22 protein-coding genes and 1 pseudogene are annotated in these 22,388 nt (G+C 50.6%); 1 reads left to right on the forward strand and 22 read right to left on the reverse strand.

All coding sequences use genetic code 11. The annotated features are described in order from the left end of the window. Positions 1–210: 210 nt before the first annotated feature. Together GOM71_RS17940 and GOM71_RS17945 are read right to left on the reverse strand one after the other, a co-directional pair. On the reverse strand, positions 211–2,403 hold the full coding sequence (locus GOM71_RS17940) for an alpha-galactosidase (protein ID WP_156283538.1): 2,193 nt from the start codon (positions 2,401–2,403) through the stop codon (positions 211–213). Positions 2,404–2,419: 16 nt separating this feature from the next. Continuing rightward, positions 2,420–3,451 carry a LacI family DNA-binding transcriptional regulator gene (locus GOM71_RS17945; RefSeq protein ID WP_156283539.1) on the reverse strand — a complete coding sequence of 344 codons (1,032 nt, stop codon included), beginning with the start codon at positions 3,449–3,451 and terminating at the stop codon, positions 2,420–2,422. 235 nt (positions 3,452–3,686) lie between these two features. On the opposite strand from GOM71_RS17945, the gene GOM71_RS17950 reads away from it, so the two are divergent. After that, positions 3,687–4,376, forward strand: coding sequence for a hypothetical protein (locus GOM71_RS17950; RefSeq protein WP_216651772.1), 690 nt, complete (start codon positions 3,687–3,689; stop codon positions 4,374–4,376). Between the two features lie 122 nt (positions 4,377–4,498). Here GOM71_RS17950 and GOM71_RS17955 read toward each other — a convergent pair. The 20 genes and pseudogenes from GOM71_RS17955 to GOM71_RS18045 all read right to left on the reverse strand — a co-directional run bounded on the left by GOM71_RS17955 (position 4,499) and on the right by GOM71_RS18045 (position 22,387). Then, a pseudogene (locus GOM71_RS17955) lies at positions 4,499–5,542 on the reverse strand (transposase). A 294-nt stretch (positions 5,543–5,836) separates the two neighbouring features. Beyond that, positions 5,837–6,724 carry an ABC transporter permease subunit gene (locus tag GOM71_RS17960; RefSeq protein WP_156283543.1) on the reverse strand — a complete coding sequence of 296 codons (888 nt, stop codon included), beginning with the start codon at positions 6,722–6,724 and terminating at the stop codon, positions 5,837–5,839. Next, positions 6,721–7,686, reverse strand: coding sequence for an ABC transporter ATP-binding protein (locus GOM71_RS17965; RefSeq protein ID WP_156283547.1), 966 nt, complete (start codon positions 7,684–7,686; stop codon positions 6,721–6,723). Before GOM71_RS17965 ends, GOM71_RS17960 begins: the two co-directional genes overlap by 4 nt. Further along, positions 7,679–8,845, reverse strand: a complete 1,167-nt coding sequence (locus tag GOM71_RS17970; protein ID WP_156283549.1) for a hypothetical protein — start codon at positions 8,843–8,845, stop codon at positions 7,679–7,681. Before GOM71_RS17970 ends, GOM71_RS17965 begins: the two co-directional genes overlap by 8 nt. 62 nt (positions 8,846–8,907) lie before the next feature. Continuing rightward, positions 8,908–9,435: a sigma-70 family RNA polymerase sigma factor gene (locus tag GOM71_RS17975; protein WP_367649684.1), complete on the reverse strand. Its 528-nt coding sequence runs from the start codon at positions 9,433–9,435 to the stop codon at positions 8,908–8,910. A gap of 218 nt (positions 9,436–9,653) precedes the next feature. Further along, positions 9,654–12,188 (reverse strand): EAL domain-containing protein, encoded by a 2,535-nt coding sequence (locus GOM71_RS17980; protein WP_156283551.1) that lies wholly within the window; start codon positions 12,186–12,188, stop codon positions 9,654–9,656. A 290-nt stretch (positions 12,189–12,478) separates the two neighbouring features. After that, positions 12,479–13,006, reverse strand: coding sequence for a hypothetical protein (locus tag GOM71_RS17985; RefSeq protein ID WP_156283553.1), 528 nt, complete (start codon positions 13,004–13,006; stop codon positions 12,479–12,481). A 108-nt stretch (positions 13,007–13,114) separates the two neighbouring features. Continuing rightward, positions 13,115–14,116 (reverse strand): CobW family GTP-binding protein, encoded by a 1,002-nt coding sequence (locus GOM71_RS17990; RefSeq protein WP_156283555.1) that lies wholly within the window; start codon positions 14,114–14,116, stop codon positions 13,115–13,117. 200 nt (positions 14,117–14,316) lie between these two features. Further along, positions 14,317–14,445: a hypothetical protein gene (locus GOM71_RS24740; protein ID WP_301539642.1), complete on the reverse strand. Its 129-nt coding sequence runs from the start codon at positions 14,443–14,445 to the stop codon at positions 14,317–14,319. 300 nt (positions 14,446–14,745) lie between these two features. Further along, entirely contained in the window at positions 14,746–15,507 is a 762-nt protein-coding gene (locus GOM71_RS17995; RefSeq protein WP_156283658.1) for an N-acetylmuramoyl-L-alanine amidase, read from the reverse strand. Further along, positions 15,494–15,721, reverse strand: a complete 228-nt coding sequence (locus tag GOM71_RS18000) for a hypothetical protein (protein ID WP_156283557.1) — start codon at positions 15,719–15,721, stop codon at positions 15,494–15,496. The genes GOM71_RS17995 and GOM71_RS18000 overlap by 14 nt, the downstream gene beginning before the upstream one ends. Then, positions 15,718–16,008 carry a hypothetical protein gene (locus tag GOM71_RS18005; protein WP_156283559.1) on the reverse strand — a complete coding sequence of 97 codons (291 nt, stop codon included), beginning with the start codon at positions 16,006–16,008 and terminating at the stop codon, positions 15,718–15,720. The genes GOM71_RS18000 and GOM71_RS18005 overlap by 4 nt, the downstream gene beginning before the upstream one ends. Before the next feature lie 64 nt (positions 16,009–16,072). Further along, positions 16,073–16,468, reverse strand: coding sequence for a hypothetical protein (locus GOM71_RS18010; protein WP_156283561.1), 396 nt, complete (start codon positions 16,466–16,468; stop codon positions 16,073–16,075). A gap of 33 nt (positions 16,469–16,501) precedes the next feature. Continuing rightward, complete coding sequence (locus GOM71_RS18015; RefSeq protein ID WP_156283563.1) at positions 16,502–18,373, reverse strand: Kelch repeat-containing protein; 1,872 nt, start codon at positions 18,371–18,373, stop codon at positions 16,502–16,504. Further along, positions 18,373–19,062: a hypothetical protein gene (locus GOM71_RS18020; RefSeq protein WP_156283565.1), complete on the reverse strand. Its 690-nt coding sequence runs from the start codon at positions 19,060–19,062 to the stop codon at positions 18,373–18,375. Before GOM71_RS18020 ends, GOM71_RS18015 begins: the two co-directional genes overlap by 1 nt. 1 nt (position 19,063) lies before the next feature. After that, on the reverse strand, positions 19,064–19,624 hold the full coding sequence (locus GOM71_RS18025; protein ID WP_367649685.1) for a YmfQ family protein: 561 nt from the start codon (positions 19,622–19,624) through the stop codon (positions 19,064–19,066). Further along, positions 19,617–20,678, reverse strand: coding sequence for a baseplate J/gp47 family protein (locus GOM71_RS18030; RefSeq protein ID WP_156283567.1), 1,062 nt, complete (start codon positions 20,676–20,678; stop codon positions 19,617–19,619). Before GOM71_RS18030 ends, GOM71_RS18025 begins: the two co-directional genes overlap by 8 nt. Then, entirely contained in the window at positions 20,671–21,084 is a 414-nt protein-coding gene (locus GOM71_RS18035; protein ID WP_156283569.1) for a DUF2634 domain-containing protein, read from the reverse strand. The genes GOM71_RS18030 and GOM71_RS18035 overlap by 8 nt, the downstream gene beginning before the upstream one ends. After that, a complete protein-coding gene (locus GOM71_RS18040; RefSeq protein WP_216651773.1) occupies positions 21,081–21,419 on the reverse strand; it encodes a DUF2577 domain-containing protein in 339 nt (112 codons plus the stop codon). The genes GOM71_RS18035 and GOM71_RS18040 overlap by 4 nt, the downstream gene beginning before the upstream one ends. Beyond that, the gene (locus GOM71_RS18045) at positions 21,419–22,387 is read right to left on the reverse strand and encodes an XkdQ/YqbQ family protein (protein ID WP_156283572.1); all 969 of its coding nucleotides are present in this window, start codon (positions 22,385–22,387) and stop codon (positions 21,419–21,421) included. The genes GOM71_RS18040 and GOM71_RS18045 overlap by 1 nt, the downstream gene beginning before the upstream one ends. Position 22,388: the final 1 nt, after the last annotated feature.

The raw sequence follows: 22,388 nt of genomic DNA on the forward strand, positions 1-22,388 counted from the left end.
AGGGTAGACGGAGCATTTAAATGATTCTGGAGAAGCGTCAGCGTTCGTTTTTGTGAAGGGATCCCAACCTTACCTCGTTGATTCAAAGGAATCCCTGAGCAATGGCGATCGGAAGAACATTTAAATGAGCAGTTTACTGTTTAACCCAGATAAAAAAAGGGGTATCCCATCGTCATTTTCATGACTTATGGGACAGCCCCGTTTTTTTTGCTATTTTACCGCCTGGAAGCGATACACCTTGCTCTCATAATCGCCGTGGAAGTGCGGCATCGGAATTCCCGTATACAGCAGTTCATCGCCGCCGTACGCTTCGCCGCTTGCCAGAAGCGTATATTCGCGTGCCGGATCAAGTCCTTTCAAGCGGAATCGGGAAAGCTGCGGATTAGGTTCCTTCAGTACCGACGCATAAACGACAAGCGCCTCCGCTTTATCCTTTGATACGAACATCCACGCGGTATCATTGCCTTCGAATGGACTTTTCAGCCTGTAAAAATCGCCAAATTGCACCAGATGGCGAACTTCTTTGTAAAGCGCAATTTGCGCTTTTACCGTCTCGTTATCCTCTTCGCTAAACTTCGTCAGGTCAAGCTCATAGCCAAAGTTGCCGGACAACGCGATATTCCCGCGTGTCTCAAGAGGGGTGATGCGCCCGACCTGATGGTTCGGTACGGCAGATACGTGCGATCCCATCGAGCTGATCGGATAGACAAGACTTGTTCCGTATTGGATTTTGAGACGAGATACAGCGTCGGTATTGTCGCTTGTCCACGTTTGCGGCATATAGTACAGCATGCCCGGATCAAAACGGCCGCCGCCGCCCGAGCAGCTCTCGAACAGGATGTGCGGGAATGCGGACGTTATTCGTTCCATCACCTCATACACGCCGAGCATATAGCGATGCGCCGTTTCCCTTTGCCGCTCAGCCGGAAGCAGCGCCGAGCCGATCTCGGTCATATTGCGATTCATATCCCACTTCACGTACGTAATCGGCGCGCTTGCCAAAATGTTGGACACGCTCTCGACGATATAGTCGCGCACGTCAGCACGGGAGAGGTCGAGGATCAACTGTCCGCGAGCCACCGTTCTTCTGTGTCCTTCCACATGAAGGCACCAATCCGGGTGAGCGCGGTACAGCTCGCTCTCCGGCGATACCATTTCCGGCTCGAACCAGAGCCCGAATTGCATATCGAGACGGCGAACCCGATCAACCAAATCTTCAAGTCCGTTCGGCAGCTTTCTGCGATCGACAAACCAGTCGCCAAGCGAGGTCGTGTCGTTATCCCGCTTGCCGAACCAGCCGTCGTCAAGCACAAACAGCTCAAGTCCAAGCGCTTGACCGGCTTTCGCGATCGCTTCGATTTTGTCTGCCGTAAATTCGAAATAGGTCGCTTCCCAGTTGTTGATAAGAATCGGCCGGCTCTTATCGCGGAATTGGCCGCGAATAAGCCGGGTGCGATACAGATCATGATAAGTGCGCGACATGCCGCCAAGGCCTTCCGAAGAGTGAACCAGCACTGCCTCCGGGGTTTGGAATTGCTCTCCCGGCTCCAGCCTCCAGCCGAAATCGAACGGATTAATGCCGATTTGCAGGCGCGCATCATGATAAGGATCAACCTCTACGCCTGCGAAAAAGCTGCCGCTATAGACAAGATTGACGCCGTACACTTCGCCATGATCCTCGTCCGCCCCTTCGCCAAGCAAGGCGATAAACGGATTTTGCACATGGCTGCTCGAGCCGCGGCGGCTTTCTACGGATTGCATGCCCGGCACCAAAGTGCGGCGGTGAATATGGCGTTCGCGTCCCCAAGTGCCGGAAAGCTGCAAGAGATCGTACCGGTCATGGGCAAAATCAAGGCTCATGCTCAAAGCGCGGAGCAGCTGCAGCGTCGCTGTGCCGTTGTTAATGAGCTTCGCTGAGCGCGTTATCGCGTTTTGCTGCTCGAATACCGTGTAGGCAAGCACGACCGTGAGCCCTGAGACAGCGTCTTTCAGCGTGAGCTCCAGCGTCTCTGCCTCATCTTCGCTTTCGATATAAACGGAAGGCAGTCCTGCAAGAGCCGGCTTGCCTTTGTGAATCTCGTGCGATTCATAACGAAGATCGGTCACGGTCGTTCCGTTTGGAAGCTGCGCCTGATAGGCCGGCGAGCGGAAATCGGAGTTGCCGTATGCCGGATATTCATGCGGCAGCGTATCGAGCGAAATTTCCAAGCGATCCGGATCCGTCGAGGGGCTGAAAGAAACGCGGGTTGTCAGCTCCAGCATCCGCTCAAGCCGCGTTCCGCGAACACGGCGTCCCCAATATACATGCGCGGGATAACCGCCTTCTACGATTTGAATAACATAGCTTGTATCCAGCGATTGTAAGTGGAATATTTTACTGCTTTCATCATAACGAATTCCCATTGTTGCAGCCTCCAATTCAATTGTTATTCGGATTTGCGGATGAGGCGGAAGGAACTCCCCCGCAGCTTTCACGAACGATAAGCGCCGTGTCCATCGTCACTTGCATCGGCGCTTCCCGTCCTTCGATCCGCTCAAGCAGCAGTTGTACGGCCGTTTTGCCCATTTGTTCGGGATAGGCTTTCACCGTTGTCAGAGGCGGGCTCACGAATGCCGACATTTCAATGTCATCGAAGCCGACAATTGCCATTTGCCCAGGCACCGCGATGCCTTCCTCATGCAAAGCCCTCAGCGCGCCGATCGCCATCGGATCGCTGCCGATAAAGCAAGCTGTAGGCCGATTCTCGCGCTGAAGCAGCTGGCGCATTTGCTCGTAGCCGCTATTCGTCGACCATTCGCCCGTTTGAATGACAAGCTCAGGATCGAGCATACCCTTGTCACTCAATTGCTGCTTGAAATACAGCAGCCGCGGTTCATATTCGCCATCGCCGCTGCCGCCGATAAAAGCGATTCGCTTATGCCCGAGCGACAGCAAATGCTCTACGACTTCCTTCACCGCCTGCTCGAAATGCAGATGAATCGAGTCGTAACCGGCAATACGCCCGCGATGATCGACGAGCACGACCTTATCATTGTCACCGATGAGATGTCTGATCTCTTCCTTGTTGAAATTGCCGACCACAATTAACCCGCTTAGCTGCGGCATTGGATGCAAATCCATCGCGCTGTTGGAGCGCCAAACCTTGCCGATGCTAAGGCTGAGTTCCTCGCAGCGGTGCTCGATTCCTCTTCGGATTGAAGCAAAGTAAGGGTCGCTGCTTTCGTAATCGAGGGAGAAACCGAGCAGCATGCCAATCTCCCGATTGGACAACATGCTCTCCTGCTTCAGCCGCTTTAATCTGGCAGGCTTGTATTGCAGCTGCTCCGCGATTGCAAAAATGCGTTCTTTCGTATCCTCGCTAACGGAAAGAGAAACGTCATTATTCAACACGCGAGAAACAGTTGCGGACGATACGCCTGCTTTTTGCGCAATGTCCTTTATGGTTGCCATCGCATTCACCAACTAATTTTAGTTAATAATTTTACTAAATATATCGAAATTCATTTTATCAAATCGATACCGGACATGCAATCAAATATTGTTTTGCCCAAGAATGCAAAAATAGGCTGCATGCTCGCAACAATACCGTCTTCTTTACGTCAGAGTGGTTACTATAATAATACCGATACTTTCTATCCAGAACGGAGTGATTGTCTTGATGACGATGTCCGCCATGTTACGCAGTATGTCCATCATGCTTCTAATAGCGATCATTACTGCCGCGTGTTCAACGGCCGGGAATGGCCCAGCCGAAAGTGTTCCGCCGTCTGCCTCTCCATCGTCTGCAGCGCCAAGCGCCACCTCGTCGCCGTCACCTTCTGAGCCATTACCGACGACGGTATCTCCATCGCCTGAGCCCCCGGCAGAGCCTCAGCAGGCGCTGTCCGCCGAAGAAACAGCGCAAAGCATCATCGCCGCGCTCAAGGAAAAAGACGAAGAAACGTTGGTCAGTTTCATTCATCCGGTTAAAGGGGTATTGTTCTCCCCCTATGCTCATATCGATTCCGCCAATGTCCTGACCTTTCAAGCGGAAGACTTGCCGACTCTAAACGATCAGACCGTATACCAATGGGGAAGTTATGACGGTTCGGGTGAGCCGATTGGACTTACCTACGGGGAATACTATGACAAGTTTATTTACGACCGCGACTTTGCCAACGCCGAATCGGTAAACGTTAACGCTTTTGTCGGAAAGGGAAATACGCTCGTGAATATTACCGATGTATTTCCGGAGAGCACAACAGTCGAGTATCATTTCAGCGGCTTCGATCCGCAGTATGAGGGAATGGATTGGGAGAGCCTGATTCTTGTGCTTGAGCAAGAAGGGGCAGCTTGGTATGTCAGCGCGATCGTTCACTCCAGCTGGACGATCTAGCCGGCAATCACCTGCACTCAAACAAAAATAACGGCTGACCCATAAGTAGATCCCGCTGGCTTGATGTGACAGCTTGCTTAACAAAATATCATATTTTTAGCAAAATGGCGGTGTCAGGATGGTTATCCCTGCACCGCCATTTCTGTCTTTTTCGTCTATTTCCGCTTTTTTGAGCAGATTATGGGCAAGCGAAAGCCAACCGACCTCGAGGCTTAAGCCTCGAAGCAGAAAACGCCGGAATCCCCGGTTGTTCTTCAATTGTCCAAATACGCTTTCCGGTTCGATCATTCTTCGAACCGACAACGCATACCCTTCCTCGCTCCTTAGTTTCTCGCGCGCTTGGTGCTTGTAATGCTGATACTTCAGACTTACGCTAATTTCTCGATTTCCTTTTGCTTTCGTACACGCTTCTCGGAGTGGACACTCTTTACAGTTTTCGCTTCGGTAGTGCCGCTTTCGAATTTCATATCCGCTTTCCGTTGTCTCTTTACTTTCATAACGAAACAATAGCTTGCGTCCAGCTGCATATGTCCATGTATCTTCGGCTTCGTCATACTGCCAATTGTCCAGCTTACTTATATCTTGCTGCCAATTCTTCGATTTTTCCTTGTGGTACGTGCTGTACTTCACGAATGCTTCCAGTTGTTCGCTCTCCAAATACGCGTAGTTTTCTTCGCCGCCATATCCTGCGTCGGCAATGACGTTTCGTGGCAAACGAAGGTGTAGCGGTTCGCGTTCGCTTCGATTTTGGTTTCGTCGACGAAGTAATGCTCCAGCTTAACGTAGCTTTCTTCGATGAGAAATTGAAGCATGGCAGTGAACATGTGCTCAAGTACGGTCTTCATTCGCTCGGACCGAAAGCGGTTAATGGTGCGGAAATCTGGGCGTTGTCTGCCCGCGATCCGCATGAACATGAGGTTCTCGCGAACCGCCTTTGCGATTTGGCGGGAAGAGTAGATCCGCTGCGTGTATGCATAAATGATCACTTTGGTTAGCATTTTGGGGTGATAACTATCTCGACCACCGCCCGGATAAGCATCGGCAAAGATCTTGTAGTAGAGACGGTTTACAGCAGCGTTGACGACGCGAACGAGATGATTCGGAGGAATATCCTCTTCGAGGTTCATTGGCAGGCAAAGTTGATCCATGGTATATTGGATGTACAAAAGAAACAGCTCCTTTGGAATGGTTGGGTGGTACCTCCATTTTACCAAAAAGCTGTTTCTTTTTTTGTTCATTTTGATAAATAACTGTCCAGCAACGGAGCAGACGAATGATTCTGAAGAAGCGTTAGCGTTCGCCTTGCTCTTCGGATTCCAACCTTAACCCATTTGTTCAAGGAATCCGTAAGAGCACAGCGATCGTAAGAACATTCGCCTGCACAGTTGCCTTTCAGCAGTGACTGTGTAGCGAAAAGAGCTGCCCCAAAGTCTAAAGACTTTTGGGACAGCCCCTTTCGATTAAAAATCTTTCTTCTGAATGACGAGCAGTCCCGCCAGCAAGATGACAACGGTGTAAATGGCCGCGTAAACAAGAAACGTATTAGACGGCGGCGTCGCCATCATAAACAAGCTGAGCGCGGAAGAGCCGCCAACATCTATGGCGCCGGCCAGGTCGCGGACAGAGAGCAGCTCCCCCAGCATACGCTGCTGCAGCGCATCTGAAGGCATAATGAGCGTTATTATACCCGTAATCGTCTTTAATGAATGTAAACCTTCTTCAGTAGTGAGCCCGGTATCCGATACCCGCTCAATCATGCTCCCGAGCCAGCCAAGTCCGTACAGCATCGTCATGCCGATGCCATTCCCCAATGCAGACAAATAGCAAGAGCCAAGCATCGTAAGCGATACAAACAACGGAACGACAGAAGCAAACAGCAAATACGCTTTAAACATAACGAACGCTTCCAGCCTTAACCCTGTCTGCAGCCAAGCTATATACACAATTGCGATAAACATAATAGCCGTATAACCGATACCGAACACCGTAAACCCGAACCAGCGGGCAATATACCATTTCCAGCGCGGCAGCGGCCGGGCCAGCACCGATTGCAGCACGCCATGCTCCGCTTCTCCCATAACAGCCGATACCGAGCTGAAAATAGCAAGAAAGGCAACCGCAAATGCGCCAAAGAAAAAGCCCAACGACAATATGACCGAGCCAAAGCTAAATCGGTTAAACAAATTATCTGCGATCGACAGTTCGTTTTGCGGTCCAAGCTGCTCTCCTACAATGGCTCTTGAGACAAACCAGAACGCGATCAAAAATATAGCTGTCATCACAATAGTCATCAATGTCACACGCTTACGAAGCAGCTCCGTCCAAGTAAGTCGCCATACCGCGTTCATCGTCTTTCCCCCCTATGCTCCAGGCCGGAAACCGCTTGGACAAACCATTGATCCAATCGAGAGGCGTGTTTATGCGATTCGTACAGCGTCAGTCCCTGTTCGATCAGCCGGAAGTTCAGCAAGCCGACTTGCTCGGCATTGTCGATCGCCGCTTCCAGCCATACTGTTCCGTCATCCTGCGCAGCCTCTTCCGCGTCAGGAACGATCTTAACGGACAGTCCCGTGGTTTCGGCAAGCCAATCAAGCACGAGAGGCGTAAAGCCGCCAACGCGTACACGCCAAACGTTGCGAGAGCAAAGAACGTCCTGTATAGACCCGTTCGCCAAAATATTCCCATTGTTCAATAAAGCAATGCGGTCACAAAGCATCTCAACGTCTTCTAGCAAGTGAGAGTTGAGAAAAATCGTCTTGCCTTTTCCCCGCAATCGCATAAGCAGCTCACGCACCTCATAGCGTCCAACCGGGTCAAGCGCAGATGCCGGCTCGTCCAAAAAGACGATTTCCGGATCGCCGAGCAAGGCGCTAGCCAATCCAAGCCGTTGCTGCATCCCCTTCGAATAGCCTTTGATCCGGTCCTTGCCGCGGCTGCCGATTCCAACTTCATCCAGAAGTCGAAAAATGCGCTGCTTGGCGGCAATACGGTCCATGCCGCACAGCTCGGCATGAAAACGAAGCACTTCTTCGCCGGTCAGCCAATGCGGATAGCGGAACAGCTCCGGCAAGTACCCGATCACGCGCCTAGCTTCAACGCTCCCGGCTGCCATGCCGAGAAGGCGCGCGGAGCCGGCCGTCGGCTCGATCAAGCCGACGAGCATTTTGACAAGCGTGCTTTTCCCCGCTCCATTCGGTCCAAGAAATCCGAATGCTTCGCCCGCTTCAACGCGAAGAGAGACGCCGCGAACGCCGCGGCCGTCTCCGTAATCTTTGGTTATTCCGTTTGTTTCAATTGCTGCATTAGTCATGGGCAATAATCTCCGCTACGATTTGTTCAACATCCTGACGATCTTCAATGCCGTTCGAATATACGCTAGTTTTCATGCCGTCTGAAATCCAGAAAGCGCTCCACTCTTCCAAGTCGGCATTGTTATCAAATCGTTCAAAATAAACATCTTCCCCGTTAATCGTCACTTTCTCAAGCTGTCCATTCGTGAATTGCGGATACGGAAGCTTTCCTTCCTCAATTCTAGCCGATTGTACGATCGCTGTGCGAATATTGCCCGGAAGCCCCGGCAAGCGAGCGACCGTATCGAGCGCATCCTGTACGTCGATGGAAGGATCCACTTTTATCGTCGGAAGCTGTTCATAATAAACGCTTACGCTCCGATTGATTCTTCCGTTATCTTCCGGCTCTTCATGATAGTACAAGTTAAGCGTCTCGCCTGTGGTCAGCTTCAGCTCCTTGCCGTCAACCGATTGCGGCAGCAGCTTATCCGCTCCCAGCTTTCTCATCGTGCTATTTAACTCATCGACATTCAGCTTTAACGTATACTCGGAAGATGGACCTGCGCCGTTCGAGAACTGCGTTTTTCCCACTCCTTTTAGATCAATGTCCGGTCTGACGACTCCGAATTCCGCCAGCATTTGTTCATTCGTCAATTCATCCCGATAATCGCCGTTTGTCTTGTACGTAAATGTACCGAATTTATTGACCACATTGTTGTCGCCGAAGAACATTCTCTGCAATTGCTCCAAGTCGCTTTCTTGCACGACGACGACCTCTTCCATCTTAAAATGGTTTAAAAGCGCTGCCAAAGCTTCATTCGTAGACGGAATAGCAATAATAGCCGCAAGTACCGCCGCTGCGCTTGCCGTACCCACTTTCAACATATGGCGCTTCATCCAGCTCCGTTTTCCCGTACGCTTCGCAGCCTTGTTATTCCTGCCAGCATGAATGAACGGTTCCGACGCCTCCGATACAGAAGCGGTTTGAACGGCTGGAGATTCCGTTTCTTCATTTGCATGCGCGAAAGGCCTTTCTTCCGACCGGCTCCGCTCCGCCTCAGCCCATTCGGCCCATCGCGGTGACGGCTCGGCCTCCGCAAGCTTAGCTTCCAAACGCAACCAAGCTTCTTCTTTCCGCTGCCGTTCCAATTCCGCCGACTCCTCGTCATAGTTTGTCATCGCAAGATCCTCCTTTAGTTGTTGCTGATTAATGTCCAAAAATCCGCTTCATCCATTTGCCCTCAATCATTAGGCACTGCGCCTTCTGTCTGCAGCGCTTGCCGTTTGAACCGATCCCCCGCTCGCTTGAGCATCGTGCCGACCTGCGGCTTTTGCAGCTTGAGCTTATCCGCTATTTCCGAATAGCTGTAACCGGAATATCTGAGCAGGAGCAGCTTGCGATCCCTCTCCGGCAACAATTCCAAAAGCTGCTGAACTTGTTCCTGCTCATCCTTGTCTATAACCGTCTGCTCATTCGACTGATAGGCTTGCGGCTCAGCCATCATCTGGCGCTCCGACTTCTGGATGAGCGCTCTCTCGCGCGCTTTCTTGTCCATATAATCATAGGCTTGTCTCGTCAATACCCGATGCAGCCAGGCGCCAACGGCCTCCAACTGCTCAGGCGGATTGCGATAAAGCTTCAAAAACACTTCCTGCGCAATATCGTCGGCTGCGGCTTCATCTCTTACTAGCGCAATAAGCTTCCGTCGAACCGACGGGTAATGCTGGTCAAACAGCTGTCGAAACATATCCGGCGCCGAATGTTCCACTTGTGTAGCCTCCTGACATCAGGATCTTTGAGCGGAGCTCAAAGTCACTCCTTGTTTATAATGAAGCGGCAACCGCTTCGCTTAAGCTATACGTAAGACGGACCAAATCCCTTGAATGTAACAGTTCAATCAACTTTGTCTTATTTTATATTATTTTCCGCGCAAAAAAACCGCCCTGAGCGGGCGGTTTATAGCCAGACATTCAAATGATCCTTTCGTTACTCGCTCTGCTCCGCTGCGGAAGCGGCAGATTCAAAAACGGTTACAAACGCGTCCGGGGGCACTGGCGGACTGTAATAATAACCCTGCACCAAATCGCATTTATGCTTACGAATAATTTCAAGCTCTTCCATCGTCTCGACGCCTTCCGTTACGACCTTCATATTCAGGTTATGGGCGATGACGACCAGCGATTTAAAAATCATTTGCTTCTTAATATCCGAAACGATCTCATGGATAAAGCTTTTGTCCAGCTTCAAGTAATGGAGCGGAATGCTTTGCAAATAGCTTAGCGACGAATAGCCCGTGCCAAAATCATCGAGCGACAGCTGAACGCCAAGCCTTTGGAGCTCATGCAATATTTTTAGCGTATGCTCCGGATTGTCCATGAAGATCGACTCGGTTAATTCGAGTTCAAGCTGCTCCGGCCTGATTCCCGCTTCGGAAATAATGCTCTCGATCGTATGTACGATATGCTTCTGCTGAAACTGGATCATCGACATGTTGACGCTGATCGGCAATGCGGTAATGCCCGCCTGCTCCCATAGCTTGATCTGCTTGCAGGCTTGACGAAGCACCCATTCGCCAAGCGGAATAATAAAGCCTGTTCTTTCCGCAAGCGGAATGAACTCAAGCGGCGACACCATGCCAAGCTCGGGATGCTTCCAGCGAATGAGCGCCTCCGCGCCGTATACGCGTCCGGTGGACAGCTCGATTTTGGGCTGATAGACGAGTGTAAATTGATTGTCCTCCAGCGCTGCGTTCAGGCTGTTCTCCAGCACGATTTCCTTCTTGGGCACATCATTTAGAGACGGCGTGTAAAGCGTGCAAGTATTGCGTTGTTTTTTCGAAATGTAGAGAGCGATATCCGCTTCCTTCACCAGACGATCTCCGCTTCCTTGCTCAAGCTCATGGTGGACGCTCATTCCGATACTTGCCGTAATATAAAACAAACGCCCCTTCGATTTAATCGGCTCCGCAATCGCTTGTAAAATATCGTCGCCCGCCATTCGCGCTTGATGCAGATGGCTGATATCCTCCAGCAGCACAACAAATTCGTCTCCGCCAAACCGGAACACTTTGCCGGAATAGCCGGAGTGCGCTTGCGGGCTGCTTGGGCTGACGACTGCAGCAACCCGCTTCGCGATTTGCTTAAGAAGCAAGTCGCCCATCGAATAATCGAGCGTATCGTTAATAATTTTAAACCGGTCAAGATCGATGTACAGAAGCGCGGTATGGCTTTGATAATCGCCATCCCGCATAGCAGACGCGACCTTCCCGTCCCAATAACGCGTAAAGCCGTAACGGTTGGGAATTCCGGTCAGCAAATCATGCGTCGCCTGAAACTCAATGAGCTCCTCGGCTTCCTTGCGGTATTCGATCATTCGGTTAAACTGATTAGCCATATGTTCAAATTCGTCATTGGAACGGATATCGAGCTTTTGCTTCAGGTCGCCCATAGCAAGCGCTTCAGAAACATGAGCAACCTTCTGAATGTTTTGCAGTACGATTTTCCGAAGCAGCAGCACCATCAATACGGCAATCGCCGCTAAAGCGGCAACCGAGATCGCTATCGAATTCCACAAGCTTCTGCGATACTCTGTCAGCATATTCTCCTTCGGTATGACCACTTCGAAATACCACGTATAATCTTCAATCTGGATCGGATAGAACATGCGAAGCACAGTGCCTGAACCATCCAAGTCCTTGGTGTAAAACGGCTTTTCCGCTTTTTGCTTAATCTCGTCCAAGCTTACTCCGCCCGGCCACATCTCATAGGGTTGCATTGCCAGCTCCGGATGCTTGCCGTTGACTAAATAATGGTTATTTGACGTAATAATGCTTGCATAGCCGTCCAGAGGCTGCACTTTCTCAACCTCTCTTTGAAGCATTGGCAACGAGAAATCGGCGCCGACAATACCAAGAAAATGACCGCTGTCATCAATGATCGGCACCACAAGGGAAGTCATGATCATCGGTTCGCCGTTCACGATATATGTATAAGGATCCAGCAAGGTGAACCGATTCGTTTGTTTCGGAATTTGATAGTAATCGGATGTCGGCAAATCGTAATCGACGATCGGCATGCTCTGAATCATGCCGTTCATACGAACGACATAAGGAGCGAATCGTCCGGTCTCGCTCTCATAAGTTTCAACCCCGTGGTAACCTGCGTCATTTTGATCAAATGCATCCGGTTCCCAGATCGTAAAGGCGCCAAGCAAATGAGGATTTTCAACAACCATAACCTCAAGCATCGTTACAACCGAGTCTCTGTTCGGCTCATCATTCAGACGCATATGAAGCATAGCCGTGCGCATCGACTCAAGCTGGGTTAACGTATCGTTCACATTTTTTGTGAAACTTCCGATATATGTAATAGACTGCTTTTGCGCAAGCAGCTCTCCTTGCTTTAAATTGGCATCGTAGAGCTTAACCAAATGGAACCACAAGAGCAAGGTGAAAGACAGCAGCATGAGCGCTCCCAATGCCGTAATAAGCTTCTGTGCAATGCTGAGCCTCAATTTCCTCAAAGTTGTTTCCACCCCCTGATTTGGACCGGCACTTCCATTCGACTATTTATGTCAAAATATGATCCATTTCTAGTATACTTGACAAATTAATATAAATTCAATTGTTAATATCATAATTAAATAGAAGTTAAAATCAACCCAATCGACAATATTTGTCGAAATTTATTATAGTAGTTCCTTCTCTATTCCTCTGTAATAATAAGTAAAGGCTGGAAACGATGTCTTCACCTGCGTTGTACACGCAGGTGAAAAACATCGTTCCAGCCTTATTCATATCGAAGGTCTGCCGCTTACGTCTTGCTTTCCTTCGCCGCATTCGATTCGGTTTGCTTCTTCTCTTCAGCGCGGCGCAGCTTGCGAAGCTCATCCAGCAATTGATCCGACGTTTTCCCTTCCGTCGCAATCCCATGCTCGCCGGCTATACGGCGCAAATGTTCCAGCCTTTTGGCTCGATGCTCGGCTTTAAATGCTTCCCATTTCGCCTTGTCCTTTACTTTAGCCGCTTGAAGCTCGGTCTTAAGCTGTTCGACTGTCTTGCCCTCCGTGCTGATGCCGAAATAGTTCGCCATATAGCGCAGCTTCGCCAGCCGATGCTCTTCTATATTGGCCGCAGAAGGCGGATTTCCATGATGATGCTTATGCCCTTGCCCAAACTGCCAGCCGTCTTCCGATCTCGATTGCTGCGACTGATCGCCGCCATCTTTGCCGCTTGGCTGCTGCTTTTCGGTTTGTGCCGCCTCAGGCTGAGCCGCGTATGCCGGTACAGCTATAATCAGCAAGGCGCCGGCCAGCGCCGCAGCGAACTGTTTTGCTCTCATGATGCTTGCCACAACCCTTCCATTCCTTCATGATGTGTTCGTTAAGAAGCATCGAAACGCTTCTAATGGGTTATTTTTCCCAACCATCATGACGAATAGACATGCGTCCTAACAATTGTCGCCGCCGCTCTCCAGCCGGTTCAATTCCGCGAGAAGCCCATCTTTGGAGAAATGCTCGCCGATAAACACGGCAACGTCATTCACTTCGCCTTGCGGCGTGATACGCATAAAGTCCGATTCGCGATAAGCGTATTGAAAAAGAAATCGGCTCGCCGTATCCGAGAACGTAACGATTCCTTTGGCGCGGTAAATATTGTCCGGAAGGCGTTTAAGCAGCGCTTCGAAAGCTTCGCTGTCGACCGGACCGCGCAGATAATGCGTCAGCGCCATCACATGCTCATGCATATGATGGTGATCGCCATGATCATGTTGATGCCCGCACCCGCAATCTGCTGAATGGTCAGCGTGTTGCGGCGAAGCCTCATACGGCTTCTGGTTTGCCAGCAGCCAGTTCCAATCATCCACCGCGCAGCGAATCGTAGCCATAATCGGCGCATGCTCGTTCAAATCTCTGAGAAGCTGCTGCGCTTCGACCAGCTCATCCGGCTCCAGCTTATCCGCTTTGTTCAACAGCAGCCGCGTTGCGCAGCGAATCTGCTCCTGCATCAGCTTATACGTCCGGCCTTTGCCGCTTCGTCTGCGTTGCAGCAGCTCGGGTCCGTCAACGACCGTAATTACCGACAGCAGCTCGATTCGGCAATACATGGCCGCTTCCGTAACGCCGTCCAATATTTCGATCGGATTGGCTGCGCCCGTAGATTCGATAAATATAATGTCAGGCTGATGCTCGTCCATCAGCGCTTTAATCTCCATGCTCAAATCGCCGCGGATCGTGCAGCAAATGCAGCCGCTTAGCATTTCCGACATCGGCACATCGCCATCGACGAGCTGTCCGTCCAAATTAATGTCGCCAAGCTCATTCATTATGACGGCCGCTTTTAAACCATCATTGCGGCAATGCTCCAGCAAAGCCGTGAGCAGCGTCGTCTTGCCGCTGCCAAGGAAGCCCGACAGCAAGTGTACCGGTATTAATGCTTTCGTGTTGTCCATCGCTTTCTAACCCTCTTTATATTCGAAGTTTATTAACGCTCGCTGTTGATGCTATTATATCGTAATTGTTACGGCTGTTACAGCGGGATAATCGCTTCGACGCAAACAAACCCCCAAGACTGCCAGTCTTGAGAGTTTGTCTTTATCTATAATTAGATTGTGGCGGCCACGCCATATTGCTCCCAGCTAATCGCTAGCGACTAGCACAAGATGGAACGGCTGATAATGACAAGAAGAATAAAGAGGACAAGAATGACTCCAACGCTTGTAAAAGCGCCGCCAACGTGTCCGCCGCAGCCAGCGCCGGCGTTACCTACTCCATAGCTCATTTGTTCATCTCCTTTGTGAAAAGAAATAAGGGAGGAAAAAGGTTAGGGTGTGCCTTTCGCATTTAACCCCGTGATCTGTAACGGATGTCTGTTTGTACGGAAGCTGTTTGCGAAGGTACATATGTATCTTATGTGGAAAAACCTACAGCGAATGGGCTGAGGAAAAAAATGTGCGCATGCTGGGGAGAGGGGAAAAAGTGACTGTTGGGAGTGATAAATAGGATGGATTGTAGAAGGGGATGTTTAGCGGGAAGGGGCAAGTCAGCCGACTGCTTGCTTGCCAAGCAGCCGGTATATGCTCTAGCATTTCAAATCAACGCGGTTTTTGCTTCCATCCCATATCACAGCTGCGCCAAGCGCTTCTGCAATAAGACGCACAGGCACATAAGTAATGCCAGTCTTATCATCGTATAGGCCGTCAGCGAGCTTTTTCCCGTTCACATAGGTATCGACTGGCTTCAACACAGATGTCTGTACTTCGGCTTCCCTTTTGTAGACGGTACTAAAAAATTCGCAGATCCCGCGCGCCAGCTCTTCCGCACACTCCGATCTGTACGCTTCGGAAAGCAATAGTTGCGCATCTTCAAGATTCGTCATGAAACCTGCCTCGATCAACACCGCAGGCATGTTAGTCTCACGCAGCACATGGAAATCAGCAGACTTCACACCGCGGTTCGGAAGCGCCGTGCCTGCGATCAAGTGCCGATGCAAAATCTCAGCTGCTTTTTTGCTGGCTTCGGAACTGGCGTAATAATACGTTTCCAATCCGCGCGCACTATTCCATTCAACGCCGGCTGCGTTGGCGTGGATGCTAACGTAAAAATCTGCATTAGCTTCATTGGCCGCATCAGTACGCGCCTTAAGCGGCGTATCGACATCGGCAGGAGCGACGAGCAGCACCTTAAAGCCGCATCGTTCCAAATGCTTGGCCAGCAGTTTAACGACGCGTCGATTAAATTCATTTTCTTTCATTACTCGGCCATCAGGAAACGTTGGCGTGCGTTTTCCCGCTGTTTCCATTCCATGCCCGTCACATAATGCAATTAGTTTAGGCCTCTGCATCTGCGGCTACCACCTCCTCTTCAGCGCTTCGCTTTGCATCGACATGCGCCTCAGCCAAGATGTACACGGCGACGCTGCCAACTGCCGAAATCAAACCTGTAATCTTTACGGCAGCCTCTTCGCCAGCTCCTACCAAAACAATAACGCTCGTAGCCACAGCAGATACGAGCGCCCAAAACTTGCGACTTGCCAGTTTGCGTTTCCAGCTGATCATTGTCGCACCTCCAATTTATCTACACGCTTATACACGGATTTCAAGCTCTCGTCCAGCCTAATGACCTTCTCCGACAACTCGTTATAATGCTGTCCCTGCACCTTGATCTCAACACGCAGATCGTCGATGCCCCGCTTAAGATAAGCCATATCCGCTTGCAGCGCTGCATCCTTACTTACATCTGCCACTGTGTCTTGTTGGACTGAACGAACCTTCCCGAGCCATCCCAGAGCGATGCCGCTGAGCGTACCTACTACTGCAATAATAGAAATAATATTTTGATCCACGCGACTGCCTCCTCTGTAAAAATTAAAGAGGCGCTCCCCGATAGAGAACGCCATAGATTAATCATTACAATAATTGTCGCATGACTTCGCTTTTCAATCGCGTGTCGATCGCTTCCTCGACCAATTGCGCGATAAAAGCATCCGCCTTTGCGGTCGCAGTTTGAGCGTCCATAGCAACGAATCCCATTTGCTCCGAATCATGCTTCTGCATAAATACGAGATTACCGTCAATGTGAATCAAATAAACCTCGCCGCCGATTGGCACGTCCGCTCCGACAACGTCAGCTGGTACTCCGTTAATTGGCGAAACTTTATCCCACAAACTGACCTGAAAGCGAGTCCTTTCCGCTGTTCTCAATGCCGGGTAGTCGTACGCTGCCAAAACCGCGTCCACCTCAGCCAACGTTTTCGTCGCGCCCAGTTCGTTTACTTCTTTCAAAATTTGAATTGCATCCAACATATAAAATACCTCCAGTAATTGTTTAATTTATTTTTAAGAAGCGGCTAACCACGCTTTTAACGCCCCTGTGTCAGCCGCAGCGCCGCCGTACACTTCTAATTTCTTTTGTGTAGCACCGATATTGTTTCCCACAACATAGATTTTTCCGTCATATTCAATAGCTGCCGCGCTCTGTCTGCCTGTTATTAGCATCGGCGCATGATCCCATACATTCCCGACAGGATCATAGGTTTGCACCCTCCTATCTGAATCATAGTTGGACTGACCACCGATTATAAAAAGATTGCCTTCCACCCCTGCTCCATTTAACATACTACCAGCGACAGGAAGGGCAGCTTTCGTTGACCACACGTTACCCGATACAGAATAGGCGTAGTTAGTCGCAAGATAGGCCGTCGCATTCGATCCTCCCGTTGCATAGATGCTCCCACCGACCTCTGCACAAGCGAACGTATATTTCCCGCCTGTCATTGCCGTTCTAGTTGTCCATGAGTTTGCAGCAGGGTCATAGGATTGGTTTATTGTAAGGTAGGACGACCCATTATAGCCTCCGATTACATACAGCAGTCCGTTATACACAGCCGCACCAGCATATGACCTCGCCGTTCCCATAGCTGCCTTCGTTGACCACGAATTTGCAGCAGGATCGTATGCATAATTGGTAGTAAACGACGAGGACGTAGAGGCCGCAAACCCACCAACCGCATACAAAATTCCATTGATGGCGCCACCGAATCCGCCTATTTTGCTCTCAGGCAGCGCGGCTTTAGAAGACCATGTATCAGTAGCAATGTCATAAGCGCGTGTTGCTGTCGATCCTCCAGAACCTCCCACAACATATAGCACCCCGTTAATAGCGTCGATTATATCGGTAGCACTGATATTGGTAGGTGCATCGGCCTTAGCTGTCCACGCCGCCACAGTAACATTACCAGCTAATGCGTACCCGATAGAGTCGTTGCAGACTCCTTCGAGGTAGGCCATTAATGTTTCCTTACTGGAAACGGAGGCCGGAGTTAGTTCCTCATTCACCCCGGAAGCAGAGCCTGTCCAACCGCCGAAAGTGTAAAACTTCCCGTTAGCCGCCGCCCCGGCAACGGATTGTCTAGCGGTAAGGAGGGATCTGTCTGAATCCCACGTATTGGAAATGGGATCAAATACTTGGACGGACGACATGACTGTCGAATTAGTAGGCTGACCGCCCGAAACGTACATTTTACCGTTGAGTACGCCTGAAGCCGCTAACTTCCTTGGTGTTGGGATATTAGCCGCCGCTGCCCACGTATTTGCAACAGGGTCATATACTCGATTAGACGTTGGATAATAGTCGGTATCGTAGCCACTAACTTGATACACCTTGCCGCCTATTGCCTCCGTTACTGCGGAAGCCACCGTACTATTTGAGGCTGCTTTTGTTGTCCAGGAGTTCGCAACGGGATCATAGGCTTGGTTAGTCCCTAAGTAACTACCGTTATAACCGCCGATTACATATATGATGCCATTAACAACTCCAGACGCAGGAGGAAGACCTCCCCTAGCAGTAGGCATAGCGGCTTTTGTCGTCCAAGAGTTTGCGACGGGATCATAAGCCAGGTTAATAGCCAGCCCTGCCGGACTCCCTACGTACCCTCCAATGACGTATAGGATGCCATTGACTACAGCAGCGGTCGCCTGTGACCGACCAGTTCCGCTTGCGGCCTTAGTTGACCACGTATTTGATACCGGGTCGTATGCTTGATTAGCGGTTAGATACGACGAGCCGCTTTGTCCCCCGACAACATATATGATTCCGTTTATTTCCGTAGCTGTGGGAGACGATCTCGCGGTTGGCATTACTGCCTTTGTCACCATAACCCCTTCGGTCACGGTTATCGTATTAGCCATAGCATAAGCAACGCTATTCATCAACTCACCGCCTTGCTTACACCTGTCAGCGTGCCGCTAGTATAGGAGAGAGTTGTTGTCACCGTAGTTCCTCCAGCTGCTTCGACCACGCTTGTCAGTATGCCGCTTGTGTAATTCAACGTCGTAGTTTTGACCGGCGTTCCTCCGTCCGATTCGACAACGCCAGTTAATACACCGTTCGTATACGTTAGGGTAGTTGTGCGAGTATCGGTTTTTAGCTGCGCGGCTTTAATTTTCGTTACAGACTGGTTATTCGCGCCACTGAGCGCCGCCTGAACAAATGCCGCATTCGCGATCTGCGTCGTATTAGTGCCGGTCGCAGCTGTCGGAGCCGTCGGAGTACCCGTTAACGCAGGCGAAGCTTTTGGAGCTAACGTGCCGAGCAGTGTAATAATCGACGAAATCGTCATCGAAGGTAAGGTGTACCAATTCGCCGTACCCATCAATCCTTTTAAAACGTTTCCGAGTTTGCTCCAAAGCCGCGCAGGCGTATCAGCCCCTGCGGCTGCCGGGACGTTATCATCAATCGTTCGTGTTCCTATTTTCGCATCCGAGATGTTTCCGTCACCGAGTGCGACATCAATCTTGTCCCAATTTTCGTTCAGCATCGTCTCGATGTTAAAAGTATCGTTTCCGTCTATTGCCGGGTCTTTTTTTAACAATCCGAGATTCGGTGTATTAGACGCCATTTCAAGCACCTCCTGCAAATTTTTTTAACGGAATGGCCTCCAAATCGCTCAAGGTCACCATTCCGTGGATTTCGTTAATAAGCAAATACGAAAATGTATAAACGACATCAAGATGTGCAGGAATTATATCCCGAAGCACATTTTTCAAGTCGTCTAAGTTCGGCGGTATGCCAACCGAATCTATAAACTTAATCGTTACCCGGTATAATTCAGGATGCGTCGAAACATCAATCTCGCCACCATGGAAAGCTTCAGCCACCGACCTTATAAGTTTGATCGTTATCATGCCCGTCCCGCGCATCTTCGAACGGATCGTCGAACGGCGTTGTTCAAAGGGCTGACCGGCAGGAGGCTTGATCGCAAGCTCCTTTTCCCACCGAGACAGCCCCCAAGTCGCAGTATCGACGAAAATTTGATCCAAATTGCTGTTTGTCGCCTCTACTAGATCATCGAACTCAACACCTTCTGAATCATAAAGTTGTTGAAACTCCTTAATCCTCGAATAATATCCGGGTAAATATTGAAGCAGTTCCTGACCCCTCGGGCTAGAAATCTCACTCACTGAGAATCACCGTCCCAAGAACTGCGACTTGACCGGGCTCGATGGCCACGTTAAGCGTCTCATCATTAACGAGCAGTCCGGAGTAATCTTGTACACCCTCCGTGTCAAGCAGCATTGAACCGATACGAACATATTTCGGAGAAGGATCCTCTGCAAAAGCAATCTTTTTCAGGTATGCGGCAACCGCCGCTCTAAAGTTATTTTGTACCGTTTCAATCGTAGCTGTTCCCGAAAGATTAATCGTCGCCGATACGTTTACAGCAACCCCTTCTCCCGCTACAACCGTTACTGCAGCGCCGACCGGAGCTATTCCTTCACCGGTTCCGGACACGGGGCTAACGTAATATTGAACATCTTCTACAAGCTGACTGGAAGCAGGCTGCATGCTGCTGTCCAAGACGACCACTTTAACCGTCCCCGGACCATCCCATAAAGGGGCTACTTGAACCATGCCTACACCGGATACAGCGAGCGCCCATTTCATATAATCGGATATATTGCCGCTCGTTCCCGGGCTTTGCACATGCGTACTAAAACGCTCCCGCAGCATGTCATCCGTCTCGTCATTCTCACCGGGAATCAGCACATCAGACAACTCTGCCCGGGCAAGCCCCGCCACGTAGTCGACCGGCAGCAGAACGCCAAAATCGGCATTGCCCGCCGCTCCCGCCGTCTCGGATTCCAGCTCATAACGTCCGGTCTCCAGTCTTTCTACTACTGCGTAATTAAGTTCACGCAGAGAGAAACGGGTACCGATAGGAACATCGCAAGGCGCTTCCTCCTCATCCCAGAACAACCCCAACCGCCGCGCCCGCGTCGCCTCCTGCCACATCACGCCGAAGTCTGCGGCCCGCCGCCGCAAGTATTCGCCGCTGGATGTGTCGGCAAAGCTCAAATTAAGCTGGATATCCAGCTGACCGTACAGCTCAGCCATCTCGGCAGCGGCAGGAGCCAGCGCATCGTAAATGATGCTGCCTTCCCGCTTGTCTACGTCGTTTGGAACGCGAGCAAGCATCCGCTGCATAATCGCTTCAAACGTTTCCGTTTCATACATTCGTGTTCACCTCCAAAGACGATTGAAAATCGCCAAAAATCGTTTGAACGGCAAACTTGGCCAAAATAGCATCTCCGTCTGCCGTAAGCTCGAACTCGTTGACGCCCGTAATCCTTTCATCCTGAAGCAGCGCTTCCTGGATACGGCGCTTCAGCTCCGACTTCACAAATCCGATGTCGACGCCAGCGAGGCTGACCGGCTCGAAACCGTAATCGGAGCTGTATACAAAATGCTCATAACGAACGGTCTGCATCATTTTGAACACCGCCTGCCGCATCGCTTCCAAACCGTCGACGGTGCCTGCAATTCGCCCCGTTTCAACGTGCAGCCCATACGTTTTGCTCGTTTGGATGGACTCCGTATCGGTGCCGTTTACTAACTGAACGCCATTTGTCGGTATCGTCATGTGACCACCCTGTCCAAAATAATGTATTGCTGCCCGCCCTGCACACGCAGCAGCAGAACGGCGTCTCCCGCTTCTAGCCCGCGTCGAATCACCGTTTTTCCCGTCAACGCTTCCCCCGAAACGCCGCCCCCAGTACCGTGTACATGCGTCAAGTCAAGCTCTAGACGGGTCATGCTTTCCGGCACAATCAAAAAATCCTCCGGCAATGTAAAGCGCTGGTCGACGCTTACTTCCAGAGGATGGGTCTGAACAATTTTTCCAGCCAATACGGCCATCGGGTTGCCCGACGCATAAGCGGCGGCTCCCGCTTGCTTGATCAGTTCCAATAAAGCCATCAGATCACCTTCAATTCCAATTTCATCGTATGCATGTCCGCATCAAGGGAATGCGAGCACTCTTCGACGAGAAAATATTGCTTCAGACCTAGCTCCTCAATCAGAATCGGAACGTAGCAGCCCGCTCTGATGCGCATGTCGCCGACCGCTTGAATGCTCAGACTGCGCTGCTCGCGGTTTTTCAGCTTCATTAATTGATCCAGCTGTTCGTTGATTTGGGCGCTGTTCATATTCTCGTTCGCCTGCTGGTAATGCTGCAGCCTTCCCCAACGTGCGATTTTGGCGCTGTCCTGGGCGAGATACACTTCCCTTTTGCCGGTTTCCTTGTTGTCTTTGACGATTTTCACCCTATTGAACGTGTCGGAATCGATAGAGCTTTTATAATCAAAGCCGTACATCAAGCTCCAATCGCCAATCGCCACATCGACCTTCCGGTCGTCCAGCTTCTGCACCGACAGCACTCCGAAATCGTCGAACAGCATATAATTGCCCTTGCCGTTGATCAGCGTCAAATCCAGCGCTTTGCAAACAATATCGAGCAGCTTTTTATTGTCTTCAATCATGGATGGAATGACGTAGCCGGTATTCGCGATTTTGCCGGTTTTCATCCCTAAATCGCCCGCGATTTTTTTAACGATTTCGCTTGCGGTTTTGTTTTTGAACACATACGTATCATTCCCCAGCAAATAGCGGATCTGATCGTACGCTTTAACCGTCAGCGTCTCGTCCTGCCCCCTGCCAACCTCGAACACATAGCCGTAGAAAACGTTATGCTTGTCCATCCGCACCCGAATGACGTCGCCGTTGTTGACCGAAAACGCGCTGTGCTGGTACGGCGCTGTTTTGATTATCGTCAAATCAAGGCTGGAAGCTGCGCCGATTCGTTTCGTTTTGTACGTGAGCGAAGGAACGATGCTTGTGATGTCCCACATCTTGCCGTCGCGGTTATCCAAAATAATTTCCAGCATC

The organism is Paenibacillus sp. NEAU-GSW1 (assembly GCF_009737085.1).
GTDB lineage: Bacteria > Bacillota > Bacilli > Paenibacillales > Paenibacillaceae > Pristimantibacillus.

Bases quoted from the DNA above. Each gene is read 5' to 3' on its own strand.
- GOM71_RS17940 (WP_156283538.1), bottom strand. From the start codon at position 2,403: ATGGGAATTCGTTATGATGAAAGCAGTAAAATATTCCACTTACAATCG.
- GOM71_RS17945 (WP_156283539.1), bottom strand. From the start codon at position 3,451: ATGGCAACCATAAAGGACATTGCGCAAAAAGCAGGCGTATCGTCCGCA.
- GOM71_RS17950 (WP_216651772.1), top strand. From the start codon at position 3,687: ATGTCCATCATGCTTCTAATAGCGATCATTACTGCCGCGTGTTCAACG.
- GOM71_RS17960 (WP_156283543.1), bottom strand. From the start codon at position 6,724: ATGAACGCGGTATGGCGACTTACTTGGACGGAGCTGCTTCGTAAGCGT.
- GOM71_RS17965 (WP_156283547.1), bottom strand. From the start codon at position 7,686: ATGACTAATGCAGCAATTGAAACAAACGGAATAACCAAAGATTACGGA.
- GOM71_RS17970 (WP_156283549.1), bottom strand. From the start codon at position 8,845: ATGACAAACTATGACGAGGAGTCGGCGGAATTGGAACGGCAGCGGAAA.
- GOM71_RS17985 (WP_156283553.1), bottom strand. From the start codon at position 13,006: ATGAGAGCAAAACAGTTCGCTGCGGCGCTGGCCGGCGCCTTGCTGATT.
- GOM71_RS17990 (WP_156283555.1), bottom strand. From the start codon at position 14,116: ATGGACAACACGAAAGCATTAATACCGGTACACTTGCTGTCGGGCTTC.
- GOM71_RS24740 (WP_301539642.1), bottom strand. From the start codon at position 14,445: ATGAGCTATGGAGTAGGTAACGCCGGCGCTGGCTGCGGCGGACACGTT.
- GOM71_RS17995 (WP_156283658.1), bottom strand. From the start codon at position 15,507: ATGCAGAGGCCTAAACTAATTGCATTATGTGACGGGCATGGAATGGAA.
- GOM71_RS18000 (WP_156283557.1), bottom strand. From the start codon at position 15,721: ATGATCAGCTGGAAACGCAAACTGGCAAGTCGCAAGTTTTGGGCGCTC.
- GOM71_RS18010 (WP_156283561.1), bottom strand. From the start codon at position 16,468: ATGTTGGATGCAATTCAAATTTTGAAAGAAGTAAACGAACTGGGCGCG.
- GOM71_RS18015 (WP_156283563.1), bottom strand. From the start codon at position 18,373: ATGAATAGCGTTGCTTATGCTATGGCTAATACGATAACCGTGACCGAA.
- GOM71_RS18020 (WP_156283565.1), bottom strand. From the start codon at position 19,062: ATGGCGTCTAATACACCGAATCTCGGATTGTTAAAAAAAGACCCGGCA.
- GOM71_RS18030 (WP_156283567.1), bottom strand. From the start codon at position 20,678: ATGTATGAAACGGAAACGTTTGAAGCGATTATGCAGCGGATGCTTGCT.
- GOM71_RS18035 (WP_156283569.1), bottom strand. From the start codon at position 21,084: ATGACGATACCGACAAATGGCGTTCAGTTAGTAAACGGCACCGATACG.
- GOM71_RS18040 (WP_216651773.1), bottom strand. From the start codon at position 21,419: ATGGCTTTATTGGAACTGATCAAGCAAGCGGGAGCCGCCGCTTATGCG.
- GOM71_RS18045 (WP_156283572.1), bottom strand. From the start codon at position 22,387: ATGCTGGAAATTATTTTGGATAACCGCGACGGCAAGATGTGGGACATC.